Origin of the sequence: Dermacoccus sp. Ellin185 (assembly GCF_000152185.1) — a bacterium.
Lineage (GTDB): Bacteria > Actinomycetota > Actinomycetes > Actinomycetales > Dermatophilaceae > Dermacoccus > Dermacoccus nishinomiyaensis.
Genome location: NZ_AEIQ01000025.1, coordinates 17,352 through 42,451, shown reverse-complemented (window position 1 = coordinate 42,451; position 25,100 = coordinate 17,352). Strand labels below are relative to the sequence as shown.

The 25,100-nt window shown below is 69.2% G+C and carries 26 protein-coding genes; 4 read left to right on the top strand and 22 right to left on the bottom strand.

Features of this window, described 5'->3' with window-relative positions; translation table 11 throughout:
• Positions 1–55: 55 nt before the first annotated feature.
• Entirely contained in the window at positions 56–1,546 is a 1,491-nt protein-coding gene (locus HMPREF0321_RS01175; RefSeq protein ID WP_006943539.1) for a long-chain fatty acid--CoA ligase, read from the bottom strand.
• Positions 1,547–1,576: 30 nt separating this feature from the next.
• The gene (locus HMPREF0321_RS01170) at positions 1,577–2,206 is read right to left on the bottom strand and encodes a TetR/AcrR family transcriptional regulator (RefSeq protein ID WP_006943532.1); all 630 of its coding nucleotides are present in this window, start codon (positions 2,204–2,206) and stop codon (positions 1,577–1,579) included.
• Positions 2,207–2,269: 63 nt separating this feature from the next.
• Here HMPREF0321_RS01170 and HMPREF0321_RS01165 point away from each other — a divergent pair, with 63 nt between their 5' ends.
• Both HMPREF0321_RS01165 and HMPREF0321_RS01160 read left to right on the top strand, forming a co-directional pair.
• On the top strand, positions 2,270–2,806 hold the full coding sequence (locus HMPREF0321_RS01165) for a hypothetical protein (protein WP_006943515.1): 537 nt from the start codon (positions 2,270–2,272) through the stop codon (positions 2,804–2,806).
• Positions 2,807–2,904: 98 nt separating this feature from the next.
• Positions 2,905–4,449, top strand: coding sequence for a bifunctional phosphatase PAP2/diacylglycerol kinase family protein (locus HMPREF0321_RS01160; RefSeq protein WP_006943557.1), 1,545 nt, complete (start codon positions 2,905–2,907; stop codon positions 4,447–4,449).
• Here the strand turns inward: HMPREF0321_RS01160 and HMPREF0321_RS01155 are convergent.
• The 13 genes from HMPREF0321_RS01155 to HMPREF0321_RS01100 form a co-directional block, all read right to left on the bottom strand.
• Complete coding sequence (locus HMPREF0321_RS01155; protein WP_006943541.1) at positions 4,436–5,206, bottom strand: CPBP family intramembrane glutamic endopeptidase; 771 nt, start codon at positions 5,204–5,206, stop codon at positions 4,436–4,438. The two genes, HMPREF0321_RS01160 and HMPREF0321_RS01155, sit on opposite strands and share 14 nt — an antisense overlap.
• 127 nt (positions 5,207–5,333) lie before the next feature.
• Positions 5,334–5,528 carry a hypothetical protein gene (locus HMPREF0321_RS16290; protein ID WP_040014235.1) on the bottom strand — a complete coding sequence of 65 codons (195 nt, stop codon included), beginning with the start codon at positions 5,526–5,528 and terminating at the stop codon, positions 5,334–5,336.
• Positions 5,529–5,590: 62 nt separating this feature from the next.
• A complete protein-coding gene (locus tag HMPREF0321_RS01145) occupies positions 5,591–5,995 on the bottom strand; it encodes a hypothetical protein (protein WP_006943566.1) in 405 nt (134 codons plus the stop codon).
• Positions 5,992–6,147 (bottom strand): lipopolysaccharide assembly protein LapA domain-containing protein, encoded by a 156-nt coding sequence (locus tag HMPREF0321_RS15840; protein WP_006943511.1) that lies wholly within the window; start codon positions 6,145–6,147, stop codon positions 5,992–5,994. The genes HMPREF0321_RS01145 and HMPREF0321_RS15840 overlap by 4 nt, the downstream gene beginning before the upstream one ends.
• Entirely contained in the window at positions 6,144–6,506 is a 363-nt protein-coding gene (locus tag HMPREF0321_RS01140; RefSeq protein WP_217490508.1) for a hypothetical protein, read from the bottom strand. Before HMPREF0321_RS01140 ends, HMPREF0321_RS15840 begins: the two co-directional genes overlap by 4 nt.
• A gap of 14 nt (positions 6,507–6,520) precedes the next feature.
• Positions 6,521–8,050 (bottom strand): amidase, encoded by a 1,530-nt coding sequence (locus HMPREF0321_RS01135; RefSeq protein WP_254653956.1) that lies wholly within the window; start codon positions 8,048–8,050, stop codon positions 6,521–6,523.
• Between the two features lie 199 nt (positions 8,051–8,249).
• Positions 8,250–9,707, bottom strand: coding sequence for an NAD(P)/FAD-dependent oxidoreductase (locus HMPREF0321_RS01130; RefSeq protein WP_006943526.1), 1,458 nt, complete (start codon positions 9,705–9,707; stop codon positions 8,250–8,252).
• 77 nt (positions 9,708–9,784) lie between these two features.
• Positions 9,785–10,198, bottom strand: coding sequence for a rhodanese-like domain-containing protein (locus HMPREF0321_RS01125; protein WP_040014248.1), 414 nt, complete (start codon positions 10,196–10,198; stop codon positions 9,785–9,787).
• Between the two features lie 62 nt (positions 10,199–10,260).
• Entirely contained in the window at positions 10,261–11,289 is a 1,029-nt protein-coding gene (locus tag HMPREF0321_RS01120) for a hypothetical protein (protein ID WP_006943537.1), read from the bottom strand.
• 333 nt (positions 11,290–11,622) lie between these two features.
• Positions 11,623–13,173, bottom strand: coding sequence for an alkyl hydroperoxide reductase subunit F (gene ahpF / locus HMPREF0321_RS01115; RefSeq protein WP_006943552.1), 1,551 nt, complete (start codon positions 13,171–13,173; stop codon positions 11,623–11,625).
• Between the two features lie 575 nt (positions 13,174–13,748).
• Entirely contained in the window at positions 13,749–14,312 is a 564-nt protein-coding gene (gene ahpC / locus HMPREF0321_RS01110) for an alkyl hydroperoxide reductase subunit C (protein ID WP_006943499.1), read from the bottom strand.
• A 162-nt stretch (positions 14,313–14,474) separates the two neighbouring features.
• The gene (locus HMPREF0321_RS16285; protein WP_160126162.1) at positions 14,475–14,732 is read right to left on the bottom strand and encodes a hypothetical protein; all 258 of its coding nucleotides are present in this window, start codon (positions 14,730–14,732) and stop codon (positions 14,475–14,477) included.
• A gap of 88 nt (positions 14,733–14,820) precedes the next feature.
• Complete coding sequence (locus HMPREF0321_RS01100) at positions 14,821–15,414, bottom strand: LysR substrate-binding domain-containing protein (RefSeq protein WP_175282450.1); 594 nt, start codon at positions 15,412–15,414, stop codon at positions 14,821–14,823.
• Here HMPREF0321_RS01100 and HMPREF0321_RS01095 point away from each other — a divergent pair.
• Positions 15,401–16,279: a threonine/serine dehydratase gene (locus HMPREF0321_RS01095; RefSeq protein ID WP_175282449.1), complete on the top strand. Its 879-nt coding sequence runs from the start codon at positions 15,401–15,403 to the stop codon at positions 16,277–16,279. The two genes, HMPREF0321_RS01100 and HMPREF0321_RS01095, sit on opposite strands and share 14 nt — an antisense overlap.
• Positions 16,280–16,392: 113 nt before the next feature.
• Here the strand turns inward: HMPREF0321_RS01095 and HMPREF0321_RS01090 are convergent, their stop codons facing one another.
• From HMPREF0321_RS01090 to HMPREF0321_RS01080, 3 genes are all read right to left on the bottom strand, one after another.
• Entirely contained in the window at positions 16,393–17,415 is a 1,023-nt protein-coding gene (locus HMPREF0321_RS01090) for a metallophosphoesterase (RefSeq protein ID WP_006943531.1), read from the bottom strand.
• Between the two features lie 205 nt (positions 17,416–17,620).
• Entirely contained in the window at positions 17,621–18,547 is a 927-nt protein-coding gene (locus HMPREF0321_RS01085) for an ABC transporter permease (protein WP_139023514.1), read from the bottom strand.
• On the bottom strand, positions 18,544–19,437 hold the full coding sequence (locus HMPREF0321_RS01080) for an ABC transporter ATP-binding protein (protein WP_006943550.1): 894 nt from the start codon (positions 19,435–19,437) through the stop codon (positions 18,544–18,546). Before HMPREF0321_RS01080 ends, HMPREF0321_RS01085 begins: the two co-directional genes overlap by 4 nt.
• 142 nt (positions 19,438–19,579) lie before the next feature.
• On the opposite strand from HMPREF0321_RS01080, the gene HMPREF0321_RS01075 reads away from it, so the two are divergent.
• Positions 19,580–20,173: a pentapeptide repeat-containing protein gene (locus HMPREF0321_RS01075; RefSeq protein ID WP_006943564.1), complete on the top strand. Its 594-nt coding sequence runs from the start codon at positions 19,580–19,582 to the stop codon at positions 20,171–20,173.
• 79 nt (positions 20,174–20,252) lie between these two features.
• Here HMPREF0321_RS01075 and HMPREF0321_RS14545 read toward each other — a convergent pair whose 3' ends face one another.
• From HMPREF0321_RS14545 to HMPREF0321_RS01055, 4 genes are all read right to left on the bottom strand, one after another.
• On the bottom strand, positions 20,253–21,071 hold the full coding sequence (locus tag HMPREF0321_RS14545) for a trypsin-like peptidase domain-containing protein (protein ID WP_006943549.1): 819 nt from the start codon (positions 21,069–21,071) through the stop codon (positions 20,253–20,255).
• 277 nt (positions 21,072–21,348) lie between these two features.
• Positions 21,349–22,839: a CoA-acylating methylmalonate-semialdehyde dehydrogenase gene (locus HMPREF0321_RS01065; protein WP_006943506.1), complete on the bottom strand. Its 1,491-nt coding sequence runs from the start codon at positions 22,837–22,839 to the stop codon at positions 21,349–21,351.
• 179 nt (positions 22,840–23,018) lie between these two features.
• Positions 23,019–23,993 carry an NAD(P)-dependent oxidoreductase gene (locus HMPREF0321_RS01060; RefSeq protein ID WP_006943556.1) on the bottom strand — a complete coding sequence of 325 codons (975 nt, stop codon included), beginning with the start codon at positions 23,991–23,993 and terminating at the stop codon, positions 23,019–23,021.
• A gap of 126 nt (positions 23,994–24,119) precedes the next feature.
• Entirely contained in the window at positions 24,120–24,611 is a 492-nt protein-coding gene (locus tag HMPREF0321_RS01055) for a hypothetical protein (RefSeq protein WP_006943544.1), read from the bottom strand.
• Positions 24,612–25,100: the final 489 nt, after the last annotated feature.

Sequence of the window (25,100 nt, the reverse complement as noted above, 5' to 3'; positions counted from 1 at the left end):
GGGCGAGGTCAGCGTCACCGCCTCACCCCGACGGGCGGGGTGAGGCGAACATCGTTCACTGCGGCCGCAGTTCGCGCTTGAGAATCTTTCCGGTCGCGCCCTTGGGCAGCGTTTCGATGAACGTCACGTGGCGCGGGTACTTGTACGCGGCGACGCGCTCCTTCGCGAAGGCCTTGACGGCGTCGGCGTCGAGGTTCGAGCCCTCGGTGCGCACGACGAAGGCGGCGACCTCCTCGCCGTAGTGCTCGTCCGGCACACCGACGACGGCGACCTCCGCGATCTCCGGGTGCTCGTACAGCGCCTCCTCGACCTCGCGGGGGTAGACGTTGTACCCGCCGCGGATGATCATGTCCTTCGAACGGTCGACGATGAAGTAGAAGCCGTCCTCGTCCTGGCGGGCGAGGTCGCCGGTGTAGAACCAGCCGTCGCGGATGGCCTTTGCCGTCTCCTCCGGCTTGTTCCAGTAGCCCTTCATGATGTTGTGCCCGCGCACGGCGACCTCGCCCACCTCACCGACGGGCAGCGGGTTGCCGTCGAGGTCGGCGACCTTCATCTCGACGCCCTCGATCGGCGTGCCGATCGAACCGGGCTTGCGCTGCGCGTTCGGGTGGTTGAACGACGCGACGGGGGAGGTCTCGCTGAGGCCGTAGCCCTCGAGGATCGTCGCGTCGAAGCGCTCCTCGAACTTGCGCAGCACCTCGACGGGCATCGCCGAACCACCCGAGATGCAGGTGCGCAGCGACGCGAGCTTCACCTCGGGCGCCTTCGCGGCGGCCGCGAGCATCGCCTGGTACATCGTCGGCACGCCCTCGAAGACGGTGACCGAGTCACGCTCGATGATCTCGAGCGCCTTCGTCGGTTCGAAGCGCGGCAGAAGGGTCAGCGTCGCGCCCCTGGAGACGGACACGGCCATCGCGCACGTCAGGCCGAAGACGTGGAACAGCGGCAGGCAACCCATGACGACGTCGTCGGACGTCACCTCGACGAGCGTGCGCGCCGTGACGTCCTGGTTCTTCTCGAGGTTGTCGTGGGTGAGCTCGGCCCCCTTCGGGCGACCCGTCGTCCCCGAGGTGTAGAGGATGACGGCGGTGTCGCTGCCATCGCGCTCGACGATGTCGGACGTCGGCTCGAACTTCGCGAGCAGGCTCTGCAGCTGATCGTCACCGACCTCGACGAACGTGACGCTCTTCTGCACGGCCGCCTTGGCCATCTCACCGGCCATGCCGAACGCGAGCTTCACGCCGGCGTCCTCGAAGTAGTAGTCGATCTCGCGCCCCATGAACAGCGGGTTCATCGGCACGAGAACGGCGCCCGCGCGCCACACGCCGTACGCGACGACGGGGAACGCCGGCACGTTGGGCAGGCTGAGCGCGACGCGATCCCCGACGCCGACTCCCTGGTCGGCGAGGAAGGTCGCGAGTCGTTGCGTCGCGTCGTCCAGCTGCGACCACGTCAGCGTGAAGTCGTCGAGCTTGATCGCGACGTCGTCCGGCTGACGCTCGGCGGTGCGCGTGAGGTTGGCGGCGATGTTGAGCTCGTTCGTCATGACGTGATACTAATCACTCAGCCCGGGTGTTCAGTGACCCGGGTCACGCATGTCTCGAAACCCCGCCGCCGCACCCGTCAGCTGCTCGAGGTGATCCTGCAGCACGTCGAGCGCCCAGTCGCACGGATCATCCGACCCTTGACGGATGAGTTGCAGCGCCAGCCCGTCGAGCAGGGCGTGCAGACGCCTGGGCTCGGAGTCGGCGCTTCGCGATCCGGCCAGCAGGCCGACCGCGTCGAGGCGGCCGATGACGATGACGCACATCTGGCGCAACGCTTCGTCGGACTTGGTGCACTCCTCGCGCATCTGCGGGTCCGCCAACGCGCTGATGGACAGGGCCAGCCAGACCTCCATCTCGACGCGGCGGTCTTCGTCGAGGGGCAGGACGTGGGTGCACGCCTGCCACGCGAATTCGCGGGCGTCGAGGTCCACTGGCAACGCGCGAAATCGTTCGACCCCGCGCTGGAGCACCAGCTCCAGACAGAATCGGACGAGGCTGCGCTGCGTCGGGAAGGAGCGACGCAGTGAGCCGACCGCGAGATCCGCCTGCGCGGCGACGTTGCGAACGGACAGACCCCGGATTCCCCTGCTACGGAGCACCTCCCATGCCGCCTCTGCGATCGCAATCTCTCTCGCGGCATGATCGATGACCTTCGGCATCCCGCCATCTTAGTACGGTCGTGCTAACTTGTTTTTGGTACAACCGTACTCATTGGGAGGGTCATGATCGTCGCCATCATCGCTGCCTGCGAGATCCTCTTCTGGGTCTTCGTCATCGCGGGCCTGGCCGCGCGCTACCTCCTCGAGCGCCGGCGCCTCGGAGCTGCCCTGCTCGTCATGGCCCCCGTGACCGACCTCGTTCTCCTCGCCGCCACGGCCATCAGCCTGCACCGCGGTGACGTGGCACATCTCGGGCATGCGGTGGCCGCCGTCTACATCGGATTCAGCGTGGCCTACGGCCATCGCATGATCGACTGGTGTGACACACGCTTCGCCCATCGATTCGCGGCCGGGCCGGCGCCCGTCAAGGCGACCGGGGCGACCTACACCCGCCAATGCTGGGCCGACGTCGCGCGGACAAGCGTGGCCGCGGCCATCACCTGCACGCTGACGGCGGTACTCATCGCGATCGCAGCCGACACCTCGTCCGCAGGCGCACTTTCGGGCAACTACACGTGGATGGGCGTCATTCTCGGCCTGGACGTGTTGTGGGCCGTCAGCTACACGCTGTGGCCACGACGCGCCTCGAAGAACGGCTGACACCACGCCGAAGGTGGGGCGCAGATCCGGGAGCGCCCGGATGCTCATGGTGGCAAGGTGGACATGCCAACCGACGACTCGAGCGACGAGGAACCGTCATGCGTCTGCCCCGACCCCGCTTCACCCCGCAGATCATGCGCGTCGTGCGTGACGTCGACCGTCTCGACCGTTCGCTGTTCACGGCGATCGCCGAGCACCGCAGCCCCATGCTCGACCGCGTCATGCCGAAGCTGAGCCGCGCCGCCGACTACTCGGTGCTGTGGATGGCGGTGGGCGCCGGGCTCGCCGCGACCGGCGACCGTCGGCTCAAGTGGGCCGCCGAGCGCGGGCTCGGCAACATCGCCCTCGCGAGCCTCCTGACGAACCAGGTCGGCAAGCGGCTCGCGCCACGCCTGCGCCCCGCGATCGAGAGCGTTCCGCTGGCTCGGCGCGTCTTCCGGCTGCCGACGTCGAACTCCTTCCCCTCCGGCCACAGCGCGAGCGCCGCCGCCTTCGCCATGGGTGTGTCGACTCAAGCGCCCGCGGCCGGCATCGTCGTGCAGGCGCTCGCGGGACTCGTCGCGTTCTCCCGCATCGCGACGGGCGCCCACTACCCGAGCGACGTCGCCGTCGGCTGGGCGATCGGCTCGGCCGTCTCGACGCTCGGGGCGCGCGTGCAACCGTCCGCCCCGCCGGCAAAGGTGACGCCGGCGCCGCCGCTGACGATCGACGTGCCGCCCCACCCGCGCGGCGCGGGCGTCGTCTGCGTCATCAACCCGCGAGCAGGAGGAGGTAACGGCGCGCGCGTCATCCGACGCATCGAGAAGCTGCTGCCCGAGGCGGAGATCGTCCGCCTCGGGCAGGGGCAGGATCTCGACGACCTGCTCGCCGACGCGGCCGCGCGCTGCGACGTGCTCGGCGTCGGCGGCGGTGACGGGACGCTGCAAGCCGGTGCGCGGCACGCGATCGAGCACGACGTGCCGCTCGCGGTGTTCCCCGCCGGCACGTTCAACCACTTCGCGAAGGCGCTCGGGGTGAGCGTCGACGCGACCGCGCGGGCGATCGAGCAAGGATGGTGCACGACCGTCGACGTCGCGCGCCTCAACGGCGAGATATTCCTCAACACCGCGAGCGCCGGCTCGTACCCCGAGTTCGTCATCCGCCGCGAGAAGCTCGAGGGGCGCATCGGCAAACCGCTCGCCGCCGTCGTCGCCGGATGGCGGATGCTGCGCACCGCGGAGCCGTTCACGTTGCGCTACGACAACCGCGAGTACACCCTCGCCGGCATCTTCATCGGCAACGGCCGCTACGACCCGCCCGGCGACGCACCGCAGACGCGGCTGCGCATGGACGACGGGCAGCTCGACCTGCGGTTCTTGGAGCGAGGCTCGCGGTGGGCCGCCGTCCGCACGCTGTTCGCCGTCTTCACCGGCGGGCTCGGACGGTTGCCGCTCTACCACGAGTTCGACGCGCCGAAGGCTCACCTCGAGGTCGTCGGCGCTCCCATCCCGTTCGCCCGCGACGGCGAGGTGACCGGCTCGGGGACGGTGCTCGACCTCGACGTCGCCTACCGCGCTCTCACCGTCTATCGGCCGCGCACAGGCAGTTGGAGTCGCGTGCTGCGACGCTTCGGATGGCGCCGCCAGGGCGTCACAGCCAGCTGACGCGGCCGGCGAGCAGCTCGTAACCGACGAAGCTGACGACGTCGAGGATCGTGTGCGCGACGATGAGCGGCAGGACGCGTCGCGTGCGCGTGTAGAGCCAGCCGAAGATCAGGCCCATGACGACGTTGCCGACGAACCCGCCGAGGCCCTGGTACAGGTGGTAGCTGCCGCGGATCAGCGCGCTCACGACGATCACCTTCGTGCGCCCCCACCCGGCCTGCGACCAGCGCGTGAAGAGGTAGCCGATCATGACGACCTCTTCGAGGATCGCGTTCTGCGCGGCGGCGAGGACGAGGATCGGAAAGACCCACCAGTGCTCGCCCAAGCCGGACGCGACGACCGTCGTGTTGATGCCCATGGCCCGCGAGACGAGGTACAGCGCGAGGCCCGGGATGCCGATGACGGCGGCGAGCAGCGCACCGAGGACGGCGTCGGGTGCCTGGCGTGTGCGGTCGATCCCGAGGTAGGCCAGCGGCTTTCGCAGTTCGCGCGACAGCAGGAGAACGACGAGCGCGACCGGCACGAGCGCCAGCGCGATCTGCACGAGCTGATAGACGACGTCGAGCCACTGCGTGCTCGAACGCGACGAGTTGAGCGTCGACGTCTGCTGACTGATCGACGTGTGCGTCGCGCGCGCCGTCAGGGCCGTGCGCAGCAGCGAAAGCGCCGACCAGATCGCGCTCGCGCCGAGGCTGAGCAGCAGGACGATGACCGTCTCGGCGAGCAGTTGACGCCGCGGCAGGCGCGTGCGCGCCACGTCGAGTCTCGTACCAGGCCAGGCCATCTGGCCTCGCAGACGACCGAGCGCTGATCGTGCGCGCTCACTCGGCGCGTCGACTCCGGTACTCACCGAAGCAGCGAGGGGTTCAGCAGCACAGCGCGGTTCACGAGACGCCGAGCGAGCCGGCGTCGTCGTCATCGGTGCCCGTGCCGGTGACGACGTCGTCAGAGTCAGCGTCGGCGTCGGCGTCGGCGTCGGCGTCGGATCCACCGTCGGCCTCGGCGTCGGGTTCTGCCTCGTCATCGAGGACGTGAACCGGGGCCTCGTCGTAGGGGTCGTTGATCGTGTCGTCGCTCATGTCAGCTCCTCGCTCGTCGAATGTTCGTCCTGGCCCGTCGTCGGTGTGCCAGCGGCCGCGCGTCACTCGTCGCGGCGCGAGGTGAACGCGCTGCCGACACTGCCACTCGGGCGATGCGCGGGTACGTCGGGGCGGGCCTCGTCGCGTTCTTCGCCGTCGACCCGGGACGCGACGTGTCGCTCGCCGTTGACGGGCTCGCCGTCGTCGAGCCCGTCGGACGGGTTGTCACGGCGCGAGCCTGCTGCATCCGAACGTCCTGCACCTGCGAGTCCTGCGCCGGCGCGTCCTGCGTCCGAATGGCCGCCGCTAGAACGTCCTGCACGCCGCGAGCCACCGTCGCGTCGCTCACGCTCAGCGCTCACGGGCGCATCGTCGAGGCGACGCACGACGGTGAACCAGGTGATGGCGAAACCGGCGACGAGCGCCAGCAGCGCTGCGGGCCACAGCTGAGCGACGAGCCAGATCATCGGACGCTCCCCGCGTCGCCCTCGTGTTGCTCGTCGAGTTGGCGCAGGTCGCGGCGCGTCGGGTAGAGCGCGGCGGCGAGCAGCCAGGCGATGAGGGCGCCGAGCACGAAACAGACGAGCATGACGAAGACGCTGTCGATCACGAGGTTCATCGGTGCACCTTCACCGTGCGGACGCCGTCGACGTGCGACGCGGCGTCGCGCACCGAGTCGATGGCGTCGTTGCCCGAACGCGCCGGGACGACGGCGGTGACGTCGCGGCCGTCGACCGAGACGGAGACCTGAGCGACGCCCGTGCCGGCGACGCTGCGCTCGACTCGCTGCTGCAGGTTGGATTCGATCGAGGACTTGCCGAGGAACGCGGCCGCAGCGCCGAGAACGAGTGGGACGACGACGAACGCCGCCCACCACGCCCGACTGAGTCGGGCGCGCACGCGCGTGCCTGAACGCTCCACTGCGTCTCCTTCGTTCTTCAGGTGCTCGTCGAACGTCGCCATTGTGCCTGGCGTCACCGACAACGCCGTCGTCACGCGCCGTTCGATGCGGCGACGACACCCGGTTCCTCGCGGTTCGGAACGCCGCCCTGGGCCGCCTCGCCCACCTGGTCGAGGCGACGGAACGGGTGGGCCGCCTCGATCTGCAGGGCCAGCCGCAGCAGCGTGTTCTCGTCGCCGATCTGCCCGGAGATCATGACGCCGACCGGTAGCCCGTCATCGGTCCGTCCGAGCGGCAGGCTGATGGCGGGTGCGCCCGTCGCGTTGTGCAGCGGCGTGAAGGCACAGTAGGCGAGCACGCGCTCGAGGTGCGTCTCGTAGTCGAGATCGCCTGCGAGATAACCGATCTCGGGTGCGACGTGGGCGAGGACGGGTGAGACGAAGACATCGGGGCCGCTCGCCATCTGCGAACGGTACACACGACCCGACGCCTGCAGACGCGCGAGGAACTTCGGCGCGTGCGCGAGCCGGCGGCGTCCCATCTGCGCGAGCCCGAGCGTCAACGGGTCGAGCTTGCTCGCGTCGAAATCCTTGTGGAACAGGCGCTTGCCGCCCGCCACCGTGTTGAACGCGAGGAAACCCCAGTAGTCGAGGAAATCCTGTTGGAACGACTCGGGAATCGTCGGTTGCCAGTCGACGATGTCGTGCCCGAGCCCGCCCAGCATCGTGAGAGCCGTGTCGACGGCGGCTCGCGTCGGTGCATCCGACGGAGGCGCGAACGGACTGTCGTGCATGAACCCGATGCGCAGCGGGCGCGTCAGCCCGGGGTGCGACGTGACGTCGATCGGCGGTAGGCGACGCGCCGGGTGCACGCGCTGGGCGTCCTCGAAGAACGTGACGGTGTCGCGCACCGTGCGCGTCAGCACCGAGTCGGTGACGATCTTCACCGGCATCTGCGCGGAACTCTCACCGATGATGAGGCGCCCGCGCGTCGGTTTGAGGCCGACGAGGCCGCACGTCGCGGCAGGAATGCGGATCGAGCCACCACCGTCGTTGCCGTGCGCGATGGGGACGACGCCCGACGCGACGAGCGCCGCCGAACCGCCGGAGGAACCGCCCGAACTGCGCGACGTGTCCCACGGGTTGCGCGTGACGTTGCCGCCAGGGCGTTCCGTCGTCGCCGTCCAGCCGAACGGCGGCATCGTCGTCGTGCCGATGGGGACGATGCCCGTGCCGAGGATCTGCGTCACGACCTTGCCGCTGCGGCGGTTGCTGACGCGCGGCATCGCCTCCGACCCCTGCGTCATCGGCACGCCGGCGACGACGACGTTGTCCTTGAACGCGCTCGGCACGCCGCGCAGCGCGGCGTCCGGATGATCGTGGCGCCCACCTCCGAGGCCCGCGTCGATACGACCAGCACGCTGACGGGCGCGCTTGGCGTCGATGAACTCGATGGCGTTGAGCACCCCGTCGACCTTCTCGGCGCGCGCGAGCGCAGCCTCGACGGCCTCCGTCGCGCTGACGCGGCCCGAGTCGATGGCGTCGGCGAGCGCTGTCGCGTCCATGTCACCGAGCGCATCGTCGGTGAACGCGTGGATCTGCTTCGGCCTCGTCTCGGACATCATCTGACCCCTTTTCGTCGTGGCAGCTTCGATCTGCCAGTGTGCCGCCTGCGACGCCGCCTGTGGGCCGAAGCGCGCAACTCGGGTGGCCGATGCCGCCCGTGTCGCCGATGTCGCCCGTGTCGCCGATGTCGGCATGGCCTCGACGATGGTGGTGGCGGTGCGTGAGAGGGCACGCCTCCCTGGGTATCGTGACGATTCAGCGGGCCGAGGTGGGCGCGAGGTTCGGGGCGGGGATTCCGTTGTCGTGCAGCAGGGTTCGCGCCGCGTGCCAGCCGCACATGCCGTGGACGCTGGGGCCCGGCGTCGTCGCTCCCGACGCGAGGTAGACACCGTCGGCGGGTGTGCGCCACGGCGTCGGTGACACGACGGGACGCTTGAGCATCTGCGTCATCGTGACGGCGCCGCTCGCGAAGTCGCCGCCCGCGAAGTTGGGACTGACGGCCGCCGCGAACTCGTCGGCGCGCGTCGCTGTTGAGGCGAGCACGAGGTCACGGAAACCCGGGGCGTGCTCCTCGACGGCGGCGAGGACGGCCTCGGTGGCGTCGACGTCACTGTCGAACGGCACGTGGACGTACGCCCAGAACGTCGCCTGCCCGGCCGGCGCGCGCGTGGAATCGACGACACTCGGCTGCACGGCCAGAACGTAGGGACGCTCGGGCACCCGCCCGCGCGCGACGTCGTTCTCCGCCGCCGCGATCTGCTCGCGTGTGCCGCCGAGGTGCACCGTGGGGGCCTCGCCGATGCGCGGATCGCTCCACGGGACCGGCCCGGCGAGCGCCATGTCGACCTTGCTCACGCCGCTGCCCGGCTTGAACCGCTCGAGAGCGCGCCGGTAGCGATCAGGCAGGCGCGCGGCGCCCATCGTCAGGAACGCGGGGACGCCGACGTCGAGCACGGCGGCGTCGTACTCGTCGAGCTGCGCGAGGTCAGTGACCTCCTGCCCGAGGTGGACGCGCCCACCGTGCGCCTCGAGATCCGCGACGAGCGCGTCGACGATCGCTTGTGAACCGCCGACCGGCACCGGCCAACCCTGCGCGTGCGCGGTTGCGCTCAGCATGAGCCCGCCACCGGCCATGGCGAGAGTGGGGTGGCGGCCGATCGTGTGCGCGGCGCACCCCGTCAGCATCGCCGGGGCGACGTCCTCGACGAACCGGCGTGACCACGCGGGCGTGCCCGCCTCCAGGACGCGCGCGCCGTAGACGGCCGCCGCGATCGGGTCGCGTGGCACCCGCAGCAGCGTGTTCATCGTCATGTCGGTGACGCCGCGCAGGCGCTCGACGACGGGGCTGAGGAAGGAGCGGTAGGCGTCGCCGTCCGCGCCGAGTGCGTCGGCCGCACGGTCGAGGTCGCGATACCCGATGCCGCTGCGGCCCCCCGGCAAAGGATGTGCGAACGAGGCCTCGGGCACGACGAGGTCGATGCGCCGCGCAAGGTCGAACTCCTGGAAGAACGGGCTCGCGAGCGCCATCGGGTGGACGGCGCTCGCGACGTCGTGGCGAAAGCCCGGCAGGCTGAGTTCGCGGGTGGCCGCGCCACCGCCCGTCCATTCGTTGCGTTCGAAGACGTCGACGGCGAGCCCGGCGCGCGCCAGCGTCACGGCCGCGGCGAGACCGTTGGGTCCGGCGCCGACCACTGCCACGCGCGTCAAGTTCATGCGTGAAGCGTAAGGAGGCGGCTACGGACGCGGGGCGCCGGGGACGAATGTGACCCAGAATCGCAGGTGTGCACGGCTCAGAAGCGGACGTCGGCGGGGGCGTGCGTCGTCGGCAGACGCGCCTCGACCCAGGCTGCGTACCCGCCGATGACGTCGGTCGCGTTGATGAGCCCGACGTCCTGAAGCGCCCGCGCCGCGACGCTCGAGGAGAAACCGTGGCGGCAGATGACGATGTATCGCGTCTCCCAGCTGCTCGCCTCCGGGATGCGCCACGCGTTGCTCGGATCGAGACGCCACTCGAGCACCGTGCGGTCGATGACGAGCGCACCCGGGATGTTCGCGCTCTCGGCGCGATGCTCCGCCGTTCGCGTGTCGACGATGACGGCCCCACGCTGCTGCTCGTCGAACGCCTGGCGCGGTGTCAGCCGACGCCATCCTTGACGCACGCGCGCGAGATAGGCGGTCGAACCGCGGTCGCTGTCAGCTGACATGGCCGGGCCGGTGGGGCGGACCTGCGACGGTCGCCTGGCTTCGTTCGTCCCCTTGTTCGGGGTCATGTGCGCCGAATGATCTCGGTGTCGTCGTCTCCGCCGCGCCCGTGGCGCGGCGCGCTCGCGCCGTCAGTGCCGACGTCACGACCGGGACGTCCGGGGCGCATGGCCTGCGTCCGGGCGTCGTCATCGCCGTTGTCGGCGCGCACGGGACGGAAGGCCTGCGTCCGCGCGTCATCGTCGCCGTCATTGGCTCGCGCGGGCCGAAGCGCCTGCGTCCGGGCCTCGTCGCGTGACGTGCCGTAGGGCGGGGTGTGGTCGACGGCGGCTTCACCCGAGCGCTCGTACCACCGCGTCGAGCTGGGCGTGTCGTCGAAGTCACCGAAGTCGTCGTACGGGCGACTGTCGGCGCGGCCACCGAGCGGGAGGGGACGCTCGGCGGCGCGCGATGCGTCGTCGAGACGCTCGTCGGTGCGAGCGTCCGCCGGGTGCGCACCTTGCGCAGAGCCACCCTCGAGCACTCCCGCGCGGCGCTCACGCCGACGCCGTGAGGCGCGCGAGATGGCACGCACGATCGCGAGGAGGATCGCCAGCACGAGCCCGAGCGTCAGGCCGAGCACGAGACCCGTCCAGTTGTCGACGACGTCCTGGCTCGAGCAACTGCGCTTGAGTTCGGGGTAGAGATCCTGCAGCGTCTCGATGCCCGGCGGCAGCGCGAACAACACCATGACGCCGAGGATCTTGCGCCACACGCCGTCGAGCAGCATGACGCCGACGCCTGCAGGCAGGAACAGCCACACGTTCGGGGGCCGCGAGCCGGCGCTGAACCAGTACTCACGGGCCAGAGGCCGCCACACCGACCAGTCGCAGCCCGCCGTCGGCACGCCGAAGTAGTCGTTCTTGACCGGGCTCAACGTCACGACGGCCGCGACGACGAGACACCACGTCAGCAGTGCGAACCCGAGCCGATCGGCGCGTGAGCGGCGCGTCGGGAAGAGCAACGTCGTCAGCAGCGCGAGGACGAACCCGCCGAGCACGGCCGGGCCTGTCCAGGGAAGGGCCTTGAGAATGAGCTGCAGCTGCTCGAGCATGGCGCCTCCAGGGCTTCCCGGCGTGGATTGGATGACGCAACACGGTAGCAACCAGGCGTGACCTGTTCGTTATCGACGCGCGGGCGGCGGGTCGACCGTTCGCCGTCAGTGTCCTGGCGATGTCGGCCAGCGTTTGGGATGTCCAGACTCAGATGAACCCTGTGAAAGCCCCCGGCTTGGCTGCCTCACTTCCTGGACGCGCAGGTTCGTGCCCGTCGTCGACGCAATCGAGATGGGGCATCTGACCGCGCAACTGCGTCAGGGCGTATCGACGCAGAACGTCCCGGCCACCTCAGGGTGACCGGGACGTTTCACGTGAAACACGCTGACGGATCAGCCGCGGATGCTCGCGTCGAACGCGCCGAGTGCGGCCGTCGCGCCGGAGCCTTCGGCAACGACGATCTGCTTGTACGGCTCGGTCGTGACGTCGCCGGCGGCGAAGATGGCCGGGTCGGACGTCGCACCGCGGTCGGAGATGACGATCTCCTTGCGCTCGTTGAGGTCGACGACACCGTCGAGGAACTCGGTGTTCGGCAGCAGGCCGATCTGGACGAACACGCCCTCGACGTCGATGCTCTTGCTCTCGTTGGTCTCGCGGTCGGTGTACGTCAGGCCGGTGACGCCCTTGCCGTCGCCGACGACCTCACTCGTCGCGGCCGACAGGATGATGTCGACGTTGGGCAGCGACTTGAGCTTGCGCTGCAGCACGTCGTCGGCGCGCATCGTGTCGAGGAACTCGACGACGGTGACGTGCCCGACGACGCCCGCCAGGTCGATCGCAGCCTCGACGCCGGAGTTGCCGCCACCGATGACGGCGACGCTCTTGCCCTTGAACAGCGGACCGTCGCAGTGCGGGCAGAAGGTGACGCCCTTGTTGCGGTACTCCTCCTCGCCCGGAACGCCCATGCGACGCCAGCGGGCACCCGTCGCGATGATGACCTGCTTGGCGCGCAGTTCGGCGCCCGTCTCGGTGACGACCTTCTTGAGGCCGTCCTCGTCGGTGATGGACGCGACCTTCTGCGCCTTCATCACGTCGATCTCGTACTCGTGCAGGTGCGCCTCGAGCGCGGCGGCGAGCTTGGGGCCCTCCGTGTACGGCATCGAGATGAAGTTCTCGATGGCGTTCGTGTCGAGCACCTGGCCGCCGATGCGCTCGGCGACGAGGCCGGTGCGGATGCCCTTGCGTGCGGTGTAGATCGCGGCCGCGACGCCCGCGGGGCCACCACCGATGACGAGGACGCCGAACGGCTCCTTCTCGCTGAGCTTCGCCGCAGCCTTCGCGTCGGCGCCGGTGTCGAGCTTGCTGATGAAGTCTTCGACGGTCATGCGGCCCTGGCCGAAGACCTCACCGTTGAGGTAGACCGTCGGGACGGCCTTGATGTCGCGCGCCTCGATCTCGTCCTGGAACGCGCCGCCCTCGATCGCGATGTGGTGGATGTTCGGGTTGAGCACGCTCATCGCGTTGAGCGCCTGCACGACGTCGGGGCAGTTCTGGCACGTCAGCGACATGTACGTCTCGAAGTGGAACGTGCCCTCGATGTCACGGATCTGCTGCGCCTGCTCGTCACTGATCTTGACGGGGTGGCCGCCGACCTGCAACAACGCGAGGACGAGCGACGTGAACTCGTGCCCCATCGGCAGGCCCGCGAAGTGGACGCCGACGTCCGTGCCGGCGCGAGCGATCTCGAAGCTCGGGCGACGCTCGTTATCGTCGCTGCGCTCGTAGCTCACCTTGTCGTGCAGCGCCTCGATCTCCTTGAGGAGCTCTTCGGTCTGCTTCGACTTGTCGGAGCCGTCGAGGCTGGCGCGCAGCACGATCGGTTCACGAAGGTTGCCGAGCAGCTGCTGCAGCTGGGCTGTCATGTTGGCGTCGAGAACGGCCATGGGGTGCCTCCTGGTGTCGGCGAGGGGACGAAAAAGGTACGGGTTAGCCCGAACGGGGCGGTGTGTCAAGAATCTGTGGAGAGAAGGTCTGGCGAGAAGGTCTTGTGAGCCCACGCGGGAGACCGGGGCGGGGCAGGTCACGAGTGGAGAGGGACGAGAGCCTTGGGGGCGTTCTCGTCACCCTCCACCCGCGGCCTGAGGCCAAAACTCTGCATTGCAGGGTTTCGGTGCTCGACCGGAGCGTTGCGGACTGAAACTCCGCCATGCCGAGTTTCACTCCTCAAGCGGGCGGGCGCTGCCAGCAGCATGATCCCCCACAGTTGAGAGCAGAAAAAGTCTCCACGTGGGGCCAGCTCTCAGGCGATCACGCCAGGCCGGGCGCCGCCCCGCCATCGGAGGCGAACGAGTGAGCGTGCGAACTCGTTCGGTGATCACGGCGAGGCGGCGACCGGCTACGACCTGGCGACGATCACGCGAGCCTGGAGGCTGAGTTTGCGAAGCCTCCAGTGTGAGCATTGGCGAGCCAGGTCGAGAGGGCCCAACTGAGGTCAGTCTGAGCCTGCAAAGGGCTGAACTCAGATCTTGCCGACGAGGTCCAGCGACGGCGTGAGCGACTCGGCGCCCTCTTCCCACTTGGCGGGGCAGACCTCGCCCGGGTGGTTGCGGATGTACTGGGCGGCCTTGACCTTGCGGACGAGCTCGGCGGCGTTGCGGCCGATGCCTTCGGAGGTGACCTCGGTGAACTGGATGACGCCGTCGGGGTCGACGAGGAAGGTGCCGCGGTTGGCGAGGCCTTCGTCCTCACGCAGGATCTCGAAGTTGCGGGAGATCTGCAGCGTCGGGTCGCCGATCATCGCGTAGTCGATCTTGGCGATCGTCTCGGACGAGCCGTGCCACGCCTTGTGCGTGAAGTGGGTGTCGGTGGAGACGGAGAAGACCTCGACGCCGAGCTTCTGCAGCTCGTCGTAGTAGTCGGCGAGGTCGCCGAGCTCGGTCGGGCAGACGAACGTGAAGTCGGCCGGGTAGAAGAAGAAGATGCTCCACTTGTCGGCGACGTCGGCCTCGGAGACCTCGACGAATTCGCCCTGCTTGAAAGCGGTGGCCTTGAACGGCTTGATGGTCGTGTTGATGAGCGACACGTCATGCTCCTTCGCGTTGGGGATCGGCGGCGAGCGTAGCGCCGCCGCAAGCATTCCTTAACTGGAATGACTCCATATTAGCGCCTCTGGTCGCCATGTCCAACAGCGGGCCGCATGAACATCGCGTGAACGACCCGCCCCCTCGCGGCGCGCCCCGAGTTCTCAGGCCGACGGCTGTGTGTACATCTGCGATTCACGGTCACATTCGTCGGCGACGGCGGCATGGTCGCGACGGGCGATCTGCGCACCCATCGCGAGGCGCTTCTCGGTGCGGGAGCCGAGCATCATCGGGGGCCGCTCACGATCGGCGGCGGGCGCAGCATCTGCCAGCTCGTCGATCCGTTCGGCGGAGTCTTCGGCCTGGATGGCCCGCCCTGACGCCCAGCGCGTCCGAACATCATCCAGAAACGCGTCAGGCACGACGCGTTCTCGGGCAATGAGCGCCGCGCAACCGATCACTGCAGACCCTCACGATCGACGCGCCGTCGAGACACGGCTCAACCTTTCGTCACGCGCTCCACGACAGGCCGAGCAGCGTCTGCACGACCTCCTCGACGGCGGCCGGGCGCGGCGGTGCGCCGTACGTCGCGACGTGCAGTTCTCGGCCCGCGCCGACAACGGGGTGCGTGACGACGCCTGGGTTGTGGTGGCCCGCGAGCGCGAGTGCAGATAGCAACGTCACCCCGAAACCCGCTGCCACGAGAGCTTGTACGGCGACGACGTCGTCACTGGCGAAGCCGATGTCGGGCTCGACTCCGACGGAGGCGCACAGGTCGAGCAGCCCTGTGCGGCAGCGCTCGCACCCCGCGATCCAGCGGTCGTCGGAGAACCTTCGCAATTCTTCCGGCCGCAGGCCCGTCGCTCCCCTCTCGCCGGAGGCGCGCCCCTCCGCGATCATGCCGCCAACCGAACGAAGCGGCTCGACGAGGTGCAACGCGTCCCACCCGAGGTGCTCGACGGTGACGTCGTCGTCGAAGTGCTGCCCGGAATAGGCGAACGTGACGGCGACGTCGACCTGCCCCGAGCGCAGCAACGCGGCGGCTTCCGGCGGTTCGACCTCGACGATGTCGAACGTCAGACCAGGTGCCGTGTCGGCCCTCAAGCACGAGAACATGAACCCGACGGGCTCGTTCAAGGTGCGCGGGGGCCTGACACTCGCCGCCTCGCTCGGTGCCGACGAACGCCGCGCCGGGCTCCTCACCTGTTCCACCGGCAATCACGCCCAGTCGATCGCGTTCGCGGCACGCGTGGCCGGGACGTGGGCACTCATCGTCATCCCGCACTCGGCGCCACGTGTGAAGGTCGACGCCGTGCGCGCGCTCGGGGCTGGAGTCGTCCTCGAAGGTGAGCGACTGCCCGAGGCCGCGGCCCATGCCCGAACCCTCGCGGCCGAGCGCGGCATGAGGTTCGTCAATCCGGGCAACGACCCGGCGATCATCCACGGCCACGCGACGGCGTATCTCGAACTGCTGCAGTCGAACCCGGGCATCGACGAGATCTACGTGCCGATCGGCAGCGGCTCCGGCGCCGCCGGCGCCTGCCTCGTGCGCGACGCCATCGCCCCGCACGTGCGCATCATCGGGGTTCAGGCGGTCGGCGCCTCTGCCGCCTACGAGTCGTGGGTCGGCGAGGCGGAAGTCTCCCGAGAGGCCAACACCCGCGTCAGCGGGCTGGCCACGGGATGCGGCTTCGCCACGCCGCAGAGCGTCCTGCGCGGCTCGCGCGGCACGGCAGGCAACATCGGACTCGCCGCGTTCGAACTCGTGCCGGACGACGCCATCGACGACGCCGCGCACCTGCTCGCCACCCACGCCCACCTGCTCGCCGAGGGCGCCGCAGCTGCGTCACTCGCAGGGCTGCGTGCTCGTCAGGAGCGGGACGGGGAAGCGCAGGGCGGTTCGGTCGCCGTCGTCGTCACGGGTGGCAATGTCAGCACTGACGAGTGGAAGCGGCTCGCGAGCCGGTGACGCGTCCCTCGACGGAGCGCCCCAGGCCATGGGAGCGAAACACCCTCGGTGGGAGGGTCACGAAGCTCCCACCGAGGGTGTCCTGCTCCCGTCGGCGGAAACGCTCCCGTCGGTCAGCCGGCCTGCGTCCGGTAGGGGACGCGGCTCCACTCGAGGACTGCGGGTGAATCGGTCACACTCACCTTGAGCCAGTCCTTGTTGTTGTCCGAACCGTCCACCGTGATGCGGGTGAGGTTGTTCGCGCTGACCTTGACGCCGTAGAACGAGAGCCACCGCGAGCCGCTCGCCAATGGCCGGTCGTTGGTGTAGACGTGCGAGTCGCCGTTGATGAGGTAGACGGGGCCATGGAACGCGTTCGACTGCTTGACGAGTTCGGCGACGAGCGGCGTGAACGCCGTGTTGTTCTCGTGCGGCACGTCGTACGTCGGGTCGAACATGTCCGCCTGGAGAGAGACCGCGACGGCGCGGGACTTGTGCTTCTTCGCGTCGGCGAACGTCGAGCGCAGCGCCGCCAGGTTGGTGTTCATCCGCGCCTTCTGCTCCGCAGCCTGCGCGGGCGTCGCCGCCTTCTCGCCGATACCGGTCCACGGCGCGAGGTCGTCGTTCGACCCGACGACGTGCAGCGCGGCGAAGCTCACCTTCGCCTTGCGCCACGTCACGATCTCCGGGAAGGCGCGGTTGACGCCGTCGATGTGCTGAGGGCGCCCGTTCGTCGTGTTGTTCTTCGCGAAAAACGTGGAACGGACGGCAGAGAGGCGCTCCAACGGGTTGTACGCGCCGTTGTTCGGGCGGTGGCAGTCGGTCCACTCGTTGTCGCCGGGGGTGTAGACGAGCGGGTCGCGGAAACGGTCGAACTGCTTCTTGATCGAGGCGAAGTAGCTGTCGTCGCAGCGCGTCGAGCCGTTCTTGATGTCGCCGACGTGCTGAACGAGTCGCACGTCGGGGTCGGCGTTGATCTCGTCGACCCACTTCGGGAACGCCTCGATCTGCGCCTGGCCGTAGGGGACGTCCCCGATGACGGCGAAGGTGTAGCCCGCATGATGCTTCGCGCCGTCAGAGGCCGCAACCGCCTGAGTGGGAGCCATGCCTGCGAGGCAGGCGAGAGCAGCAAGGGCGGCCAGGGTGCGATGTTTCACGTGAATCCTCCAAGTCAAGGTGCGGGCAGTCCCTCCATCCCACGCCTCCGAGCTGACGACGGCGAGTCGCCGGCGCGAACGGGACATGAACGGCTCGGGCGATGGGAGCGCGAAAAACCCTCGGTGGGAGCGCCGTGACGCTCCCACCGAGGGTGTTTTGCTCCCGTCGGCGACCGAGGCCCGCCGGACGGTCAGTCGACCTGGGTCAGGACGACTTCACCTCTCGCTTGTTGAGGCGGATGAATCCGATGACCATCGGAACCACGAGCCACAGCACGTGCGCGACGGCGAACTTCGCCCACCCATCGTTCGACATCGTGCCGTCGTAGAGCGGCTGCGTCGTGAGGTTGAGGTCGATCCACTCACCGACCTTGCGCATCGTCTCGCCGAACGACGTCACGATGCTCACGAGGATCGGGATGAACAGGTACGAACAGATCGCGGCCGGGGTGTTCTGGAAAGCCAGGCCGAATGCGATACCGATCGAGACCGCGATGAGCTGCGCCAGCACGTTGCCGCCCACGGCGCCCCACGACATCGTCCAGTTGGCGTCGTGACCGAACGCCGCCTGGGCGATGAGCGTCGTCGCTGCACCGATCGCGAACGCAAAGATGATGGAGAGGGCGCCGAACAGCAGGCCCACGGCCCACTTGGCGAGGACGACGCGTGAGCGGCGCGGTTCCAGCGTGAACGTGACGAGCGCCGTCCGCTGCGACCACTCACTCGTGACGGTGAGGATGCCGAGGATGGGCAGGAGGAAACCCATCGGGATACCGGCAGCGGCGACGAAGTTGCCGAACCGCGGCGCCGACTCGCGTCCACCGAACATCACCGCGATGGACGCGATGATGATGAGGACGCCCATGGCGATGAGCAGCCACTTGCCCGCGCGGGTGTCGACCATCTTGCGCATCTCGACGCCGAAGAGGCGCCCGAAGGAGACCGGGGAGGTGCGGCCTTCGTCACCGAGGCGCCTCGGAAGACGTGAGTGCGCCGGAGCTGCACTGCCCTGCTGCGGCGCGGGCTGCCCGCCCTGCGCCTGCATGTGCGGAGCGCCCGCCATAGCGGGCTGCTGCTGCGGCGGGTAGTGCGCTCCGCCCTGCGGCTGGTTGGGGTTCATGGGGGTACTCATCGCGCAACCTCTCGAGAGTCGGCGGCGGTCAGGTTGAGGAACATCTCTTCGAGGCCGGAGCCACCGGCGGCGCCGAGCTGAACGAGGACGATGCCGTGCTGGGCTGCGACGCGCCCGACCTCGATGGGCTCGACCGTCGTGTGGATGCCGGTCTGCGTGCGCTGGACCTGGATGCCAGCGGCCTCCAGCGCGGAGGCGAGGGCGGCGTCGTCGGTGCTCGCGGCGTTCGTGCCCGCACCGCGCAGCAGCTCCTGCTTCGTGCCCTGACGCACGATGCGGCCGCGGCCGATCATGACGAGGTCGTCGGCGATCTGCTCCACCTCGTGCAGCAGGTGGCTCGACAGCAGCACGGTGCCGCCACGCTCGGCATAGGAGCGCAGGAGGCCACGCATCCAGCGGATACCCGCCGGGTCGAGGCCGTTGGCCGGCTCATCGAGGATGAGCACCTCGGGGTCACCGAGCAGGGCGTGCCCGATGCCGAGGCGCTGACGCATGCCGAGCGAGTAGTCGCCGACACGACGCTTCGCCTCGGGCGGCGTGAGGCCGACAACGTCGAGGATCTCGTCGACACGGTCGGTGCCGAGCCCCATCGTCTTGGCGCCGAGCGTGAGCACCTCTCGGCCGGTGCGGCCCGCGTGCTGGGCGCTCGCGTCGAGCAGGACGCCGACGTGGCGGCCCGGGTTATCGAGCTTGCTGTAGTCCTTGCCCAGGATGGTGGCGTGACCCCGCGTCGGCGGTGTCAGCCCCGTCATCATCCGCATGCACGTCGACTTGCCAGCGCCGTTCGGGCCGAGGAAGCCGGTCACACGACCCGGCTTGGCCTGAAAGCTGACGTTGTCGACCGACACGGTGTTCCCGTAGACCTTGGTCAACCCCTCTACTGTGATCATGGTCTCAACCCTAGGAGGCTCACGCCGCGTCAGGCCGCATCGGCGTGTCATCTCATCCTCCCGGCACCGAGGATTCATCCGCGCGACGGAGTCTGCGTCATCCTTGCGACGGACGCGCGGCGCGCGATGCGAGCATGGACGCATGAGTGACACGACGCGCGGCGAACGGTTCGTCGAGATCGACTTCTACGAGCGCGACCTCGACGGGGCCCGCTTCGTCGACTGTCGGTTCACGGCGTGCGACTTCACGGAGAAGAACCTCGTCGACGTGACGTTCGAAGGATGCGCCCTGTTCGACTGCCGCTTCAACGACACCACACTCGAGCGGGTCGCGTTCACCGGCGCCACACTGAGCGGTTGCTCGTTCGCGATGACGACGCTCGACGGCTGCAAGATGACCGGTTCGACGTTCGCCGACTGCGGGTGGCGCGACACGACGATCGTCGGCGGGCAGTGGGCGATGGTGACGATGCGTCAGCAGACACTCGACGGCCTCGACTTCACCGGCGCCCGCCTCAGCGACGCCGACCTCAGCGAATCGTCCCTGCGCAGAACGGTCTTCGCCGACGCCGACCTCAGCGGCGCCACCCTGCGCGGGGCCGACCTACGGGACGCCGACCTGCGCGGCGCCCGCGTCGACGGCATCGATCTCGCCCAGGCACGCTTCGCGCAGACCCGCATGGACGTCGACGCGGCGCTCGCCGTCGCAGCGGCGCAGGGCATCGTCATCGGGTGACGGTCGTCAGTTCGCGCGTCTCGGAAGATGCGCGATCAGCGGGTTGCCAGGCGAGCAGGCCGTGGTGAGACGCGGCGTGTCAGCAGCCGTCGTCGCCGGGCGTGGGGGCCGTGTCGCCGGCGCCACCGGCGTCGGCGCGGGCGAGCAGCACGAGATCGCGCGAGTCGAACGCCGGGCTGTAGGACGTGTGCGTGTAGCAGCCGCCCTGATGATGACCGCCGATGAGGCCGATGACCTGCTGCTCGCTGTGCCCCTTGCTCGTCACGGTCGTGACCCACGGCGAGCCGCTGCTGCCCGTCGAGTACCCGTCGCAGTGGAAGACGGGGTCGTTGTCATCGTCGAGAACGGTGGTCTGGCAGACGATCGGCATGTCGGAGTCGTTGTTGTACGACTGGACGGAGACTGGCGTGCCTGCCGCGCGGGAGCGCCCGACCTCCAGCTCGTAGGCGCCCGTGGCGTCCTCGATGTGCTGGACGTTCTTGCCGCTGCCGTGCGTCTCGATGCTCAAGAACGCGACGTCGGCGTCGGGATCCTGATCCTTCATCCATGCGGAGTCGAGGAACGCGGCCTTCACCTTCCACGTGCCCAGCGGGCGCGCCCCACCCGAGTACTGCGGGACGAAGACGAGGTCGTCGGACTTGCCGCCGAGGCAGTGCGCGGCCGTCATGATGACGTCCTTGCTCTCACTGTGGACGACCGAGGCGGTGCAGAAATGCGCTTCGTCCCCACCGTCGGAGGGTTCGATGAGCACCCCGGTGCGTGACGTCGGGTTGGCACCGGCCGCCTGAAGGGTGCGGCCTCCTTCGGCCGTCGGTGCGGCGGTGAAGGCGAGGGCGCCCATGCATCCGGCGGCGACGAGCGCCCGGCGCGCACGGGTGAGGTGGAGCAGCTGACCCATGACACCTCCTCGACCGCGCGGGAATGTTTCGTACCATGTGCTACATCGGCGTGGCGGCAGGCAGCGTTACGCAGCTCTCCCCCATGGACGATCCGCGCAGTACATCTGCAACGTGTTCAGGGGTGGCCAGTCATGACGCTCTGGTCACGACCCGCACGCAAGACGGGGCTTGCACACAGGAGAGTGGCGCGTCGGTGTGGCGCACGAGAAAGCCGGGTGCGTCTCGCATGTTTCACGTGAAACACGCGAGCTGCACCCGGCCTCGTGGCATCGATGGTCAGTTCGTCGGGAACCCGAGGTCGACCTGGCTCTGCGTCGGGTCGGGCCAGCGCGTCGTGACGACCTTGCGGCGCGTGTAGAAGTTGAACGCCTCCGCGCCGTACATGTGGGTGTCGCCGAACAGCGACTTCTTCCAGCCGCCGAAGCTGAACGAGCCGACGGGCACCGGGATCGGCACGTTGACGCCGACCATGCCGACCTCGATGGCGAACTCGAACTCGCGGGCGCTCTTGCCGTCACGCGTGAAGATCGCGACGCCGTTGGCGAACTGGTTCGCGTTGATGAGTTCGACGGCGTCCTCGAACGTCTCGACGCGCACGACCGACAGCACCGGGCCGAAGATCTCCTCGTCGTAGACCTTCATGCCGGGCTTGACGTGGTCGACGAGGCTCGTGCCGATGAAGAAGCCGCTCTCGTCGAAGTGCTTCTCGCGGCCGTCCACGACGACGCGCGCACCCTCGTCGGTGGCGCCGGCGACGTACGAGGCGACGCGGTCGCGCGCCTCGCGCGTGATGAGCGGACCCATCTCGGAGCGCTCGTCGAAGCCGTCGCCGATGACGAGCTTGCCCATGCGCTCGGCGATCTTGTCGACGAGCGGGTCGGCGACCTCCCCGACGGCGACGAGCACCGACACGGCCATGCAGCGCTCGCCCGCCGAGCCGTACGCGGCGCTGACGGCCGCGTCGGCGGCGGCATCGAGGTCGGCGTCCGGCATGACGACCATGTGGTTCTTCGCGCCGCCGAGGGCCTGCACGCGCTTGCCGTTCTTGGAGGCGCGCTCGTAGATGTACTGCGCGATCGGCGTGGACCCGACGAAGGAGACGGCCTTGATGTCGTCATGGTCGAGGATGCCGTCGACGGCCTCCTTGTCGCCGTTGACGACGTTGAGCACGCCGTCGGGCAGGCCTGCGTCCTTGAACGCCTGCGCGATCCACAGCGCGGCGGAGGGGTCGCGCTCGCTCGGCTTGAGGATGACAGTGTTGCCGCACGCGATCGCCGTCGTCACCATCCACAGCGGCACCATGGCCGGGAAGTTGAACGGCGTGATGCACGCGACGACGCCGACGGGCTGGCGCACCGAGTGGACGTCGACGCCCGAGGAGACCTGCTCGGAGAACTCGCCCTTGAGGTGGTGCATGAGGCCCGCGCAGTACTCGACGTTCTCGAGGCCGCGCACGACCTCGCCCGCGGCGTCCGAGACGACCTTGCCGTGCTCAGCCGTGATGATGCGCGCGAGTTCGTCGCTCTTCGCCGTGACGATCTCGCGCAGCTTGAACATGACGGCGGCGCGCTTCGTCAGGCCGGTCGCGCGCCAGGCCGGCAGGGCGGCACGTGCGGCGTCGACGGCCTGCTCGAGGTCACTGACGCTCGCGAGCGCGACGCGACCGCTCACCTCACCCGTCGCGGGGTTGAACACGTCCTGTTCTCGGCCGGTTCCGGCGACCTCGCCGCCGTTGATCCAGTGGCCGATCTGCTTGATGTCACTCATGGTTCACACCTTCGTCTCGTGGGTCCCGCGATGCGCTCGTGGCTGTCTGCGGGGTTCTGGGTGGTCAGTGGTGCGAGCGCCGCGTCGGGCTCGGTGGTGGTGGCGCGTGGGGCCAGCGATGGTGCCGCGTCGGGCCGGGACTGGTCGTCCGTGGCCACGCGACTCGCGCGGGCGCTCGGTCAGGCGTCGCGGCGTGCGCCGCCGTGGACGTAGCCCTCGGGCAGGCCTTCGGCGTCAGGGTCGACGGCGGCGATGACGACGGTGCAGTCGAGCTCGCCGCCCCCACCGTCGACGGCTTCGGCGAGGCGTTGCGCGGACAGGCCCGTCGCGGGCAGGTGCAGGCCGTGATCGGCCGCGGCAGCGAGGGCGAGACCGATGTCCTTGAGCGCCAGATCCGCGCGGAACGACGCGGCGAACTCGTTGTTGACCGCGGCCGTCTCGACGACGCCGGGCACGGGATACCACGTCTGCAGCGCCCACGAGTTGCCCGAGGAGACGCTCGCGATCTGGTGGAACGTCTTCGCATCGAGGCCGAGCTTCTTCGCGAGCGTGGCCGCTTCCGAGAGGCCCTGCACGGCGACGAACAGCATCATGTTGTTGACGATCTTCGCGGCCTCACCCGTCGTCGGGCCGCCCGTGGCGAAGAAGTTGCCGCACATGGGCTCGATGAACCGGCGCGCACGTTCGACGTCGGCGTCCGCACCGCCGACCATGAACGTCAGCGAGCCGGCCTCGGCGCCGGAGATTCCGCCGCTGACGGGCGCGTCGACGAAGTGCAGGCCCTTCGCGGCGACCGCGTCGTGCACGGCCTGGCAGGTCGCGATGTCGACGGTCGAGGAGTCGATGAGCATCTGCTCGGGCGTCGCATGGGCGAGGATGCCGTCGTCGTTCGAGGGTTGGGAGCCGTCGGCCGCCTGAGCAGCTCCGAAGTAGACGGCGCGCACGTGCTCGCCCTTGGGCAGCATCGTGATGACGGCGTCGGCGCCTTCCATGGCCTCCGGCGCGCTGCCGGCCAGCTCGACGCCCGCGTCGGCGGCAGCCGCGCGGCAGGCATCGACGACGTCGTGGCCGCGGACGGTGAAACCTGCCGCGATGAGGTTCTTCGCCATGGGCAGGCCCATGTTTCCGAGGCCGATGAACGCGACGGTGGTCATGATGCTCCCCTGGGGTCGTGGGTGCGCACACGCAATGGGAGGGCGTGGGCGACGATGCTCGATGTCCGCCACTCTATGACCTGCATCACATGGCCAGTGGATCGGGGCCCACCCGGCGCACTCTCGTCACCCGCGCGCGACGGCGCCCTTCGCCGCGGCCCACGACCCGAAGTGCTGACGCACCGCAGCGCCACTGGGCGCCGTGCGGCCGGCGTCGGATTCGCTCTTCACCCACGCGCCGTAGGCGGTGAAGGAGGTCGACGCAACGTCGGGGCGGCCGTCGTCGGCTGCGGCGGAGAGGAACGCGGCGACGGCCGCGCGGTAGTCGTCGTCGGAGAAGGAGCCAGCGCCGCGCGAGCGTCCGACGTTCGCCGTCAGCCCGAGCGCCTCGGCGGCGCGCGCCCACGACCCGCCGCCGAGGCGCTGACGGATCGTCTGCGACGTCGGCGGCCACACCGCCACACCGACGCGGGCGACGATGCCCCGCTCCTCGAGATACGCGCTGCGCGCCGCGTCGTACTGCGCGGCGCTGATCGACGAACCACCGGCCGCGGGTGACCCGCCCGTCACCCGCTCGTGGAGGAGGCGATACGCGGCTTCGGGGCTCTCGTCGTCCATGGGGTCATTGTGGCGCACCCGCCCCGCCATGCCGGCCGTCGTGTCGATACGCCGGACGACGGCCCACGAGGCGTCTGCGTCGACACCAGAGAGAATACGAGGCCGCCGATGGATGAATGCGGCATCGGGCTCCCGTCGTCCGACGTCAAGTACGGCGTCCGGCAACGTATACCGGCGACGTCGTCGTCATCGTCGAGACGGTGCGGCGACTACGCGACCGCGCGGCCGTCGCCATGTCTGCCCGAAAACGCGTCCTGCATGACGCGCTTTCGGGCAATGATCAGGCGCCGGGTCGTCGCTGTCCGCGTGGTGATGGCGGTGGCAGATCCCCGGACGAATGTGACCGAAAATCGCACAGGGGGACGAGAATCGCCGAAGGGGACGGGATTCGTAGGGGTGAGCAGCGACGGCGGCGACGTGGTGCGGCGAGGACTCGACGGGTCGAAGAGCCCTCCCAGGCCTGGCCGGCCTGGAGGTTCCGCCGCATCC

Excerpts from the sequence above, each read along its gene's own strand:
- HMPREF0321_RS01065 (WP_006943506.1), bottom strand. The coding sequence starts at position 22,839 with ATGAGTGACATCAAGCAGATCGGCCACTGGATCAACGGCGGCGAGGTC.
- HMPREF0321_RS01060 (WP_006943556.1), bottom strand. The coding sequence starts at position 23,993 with ATGACCACCGTCGCGTTCATCGGCCTCGGAAACATGGGCCTGCCCATG.
- HMPREF0321_RS14545 (WP_006943549.1), bottom strand. The coding sequence starts at position 21,071 with ATGGGTCAGCTGCTCCACCTCACCCGTGCGCGCCGGGCGCTCGTCGCC.
- HMPREF0321_RS01075 (WP_006943564.1), top strand. The coding sequence starts at position 19,580 with ATGAGTGACACGACGCGCGGCGAACGGTTCGTCGAGATCGACTTCTAC.
- HMPREF0321_RS01160 (WP_006943557.1), top strand. The coding sequence starts at position 2,905 with ATGCGTCTGCCCCGACCCCGCTTCACCCCGCAGATCATGCGCGTCGTG.
- HMPREF0321_RS01055 (WP_006943544.1), bottom strand. The coding sequence starts at position 24,611 with ATGGACGACGAGAGCCCCGAAGCCGCGTATCGCCTCCTCCACGAGCGG.
- HMPREF0321_RS01085 (WP_139023514.1), bottom strand. The coding sequence starts at position 18,547 with ATGAGTACCCCCATGAACCCCAACCAGCCGCAGGGCGGAGCGCACTAC.
- ahpF (WP_006943552.1), bottom strand. The coding sequence starts at position 13,173 with ATGGCCGTTCTCGACGCCAACATGACAGCCCAGCTGCAGCAGCTGCTC.
- HMPREF0321_RS01175 (WP_006943539.1), bottom strand. The coding sequence starts at position 1,546 with ATGACGAACGAGCTCAACATCGCCGCCAACCTCACGCGCACCGCCGAG.
- HMPREF0321_RS01125 (WP_040014248.1), bottom strand. The coding sequence starts at position 10,198 with ATGTCAGCTGACAGCGACCGCGGTTCGACCGCCTATCTCGCGCGCGTG.
- HMPREF0321_RS01170 (WP_006943532.1), bottom strand. The coding sequence starts at position 2,206 with ATGCCGAAGGTCATCGATCATGCCGCGAGAGAGATTGCGATCGCAGAG.
- HMPREF0321_RS01120 (WP_006943537.1), bottom strand. The coding sequence starts at position 11,289 with ATGCTCGAGCAGCTGCAGCTCATTCTCAAGGCCCTTCCCTGGACAGGC.
- HMPREF0321_RS01165 (WP_006943515.1), top strand. The coding sequence starts at position 2,270 with ATGATCGTCGCCATCATCGCTGCCTGCGAGATCCTCTTCTGGGTCTTC.
- HMPREF0321_RS15840 (WP_006943511.1), bottom strand. The coding sequence starts at position 6,147 with ATGAACCTCGTGATCGACAGCGTCTTCGTCATGCTCGTCTGTTTCGTG.
- HMPREF0321_RS01130 (WP_006943526.1), bottom strand. The coding sequence starts at position 9,707 with ATGAACTTGACGCGCGTGGCAGTGGTCGGCGCCGGACCCAACGGTCTC.
- HMPREF0321_RS01080 (WP_006943550.1), bottom strand. The coding sequence starts at position 19,437 with ATGATCACAGTAGAGGGGTTGACCAAGGTCTACGGGAACACCGTGTCG.
- HMPREF0321_RS16290 (WP_040014235.1), bottom strand. The coding sequence starts at position 5,528 with ATGAGCGACGACACGATCAACGACCCCTACGACGAGGCCCCGGTTCAC.
- HMPREF0321_RS01145 (WP_006943566.1), bottom strand. The coding sequence starts at position 5,995 with ATGATCTGGCTCGTCGCTCAGCTGTGGCCCGCAGCGCTGCTGGCGCTC.
- HMPREF0321_RS01135 (WP_254653956.1), bottom strand. The coding sequence starts at position 8,050 with ATGTCCGAGACGAGGCCGAAGCAGATCCACGCGTTCACCGACGATGCG.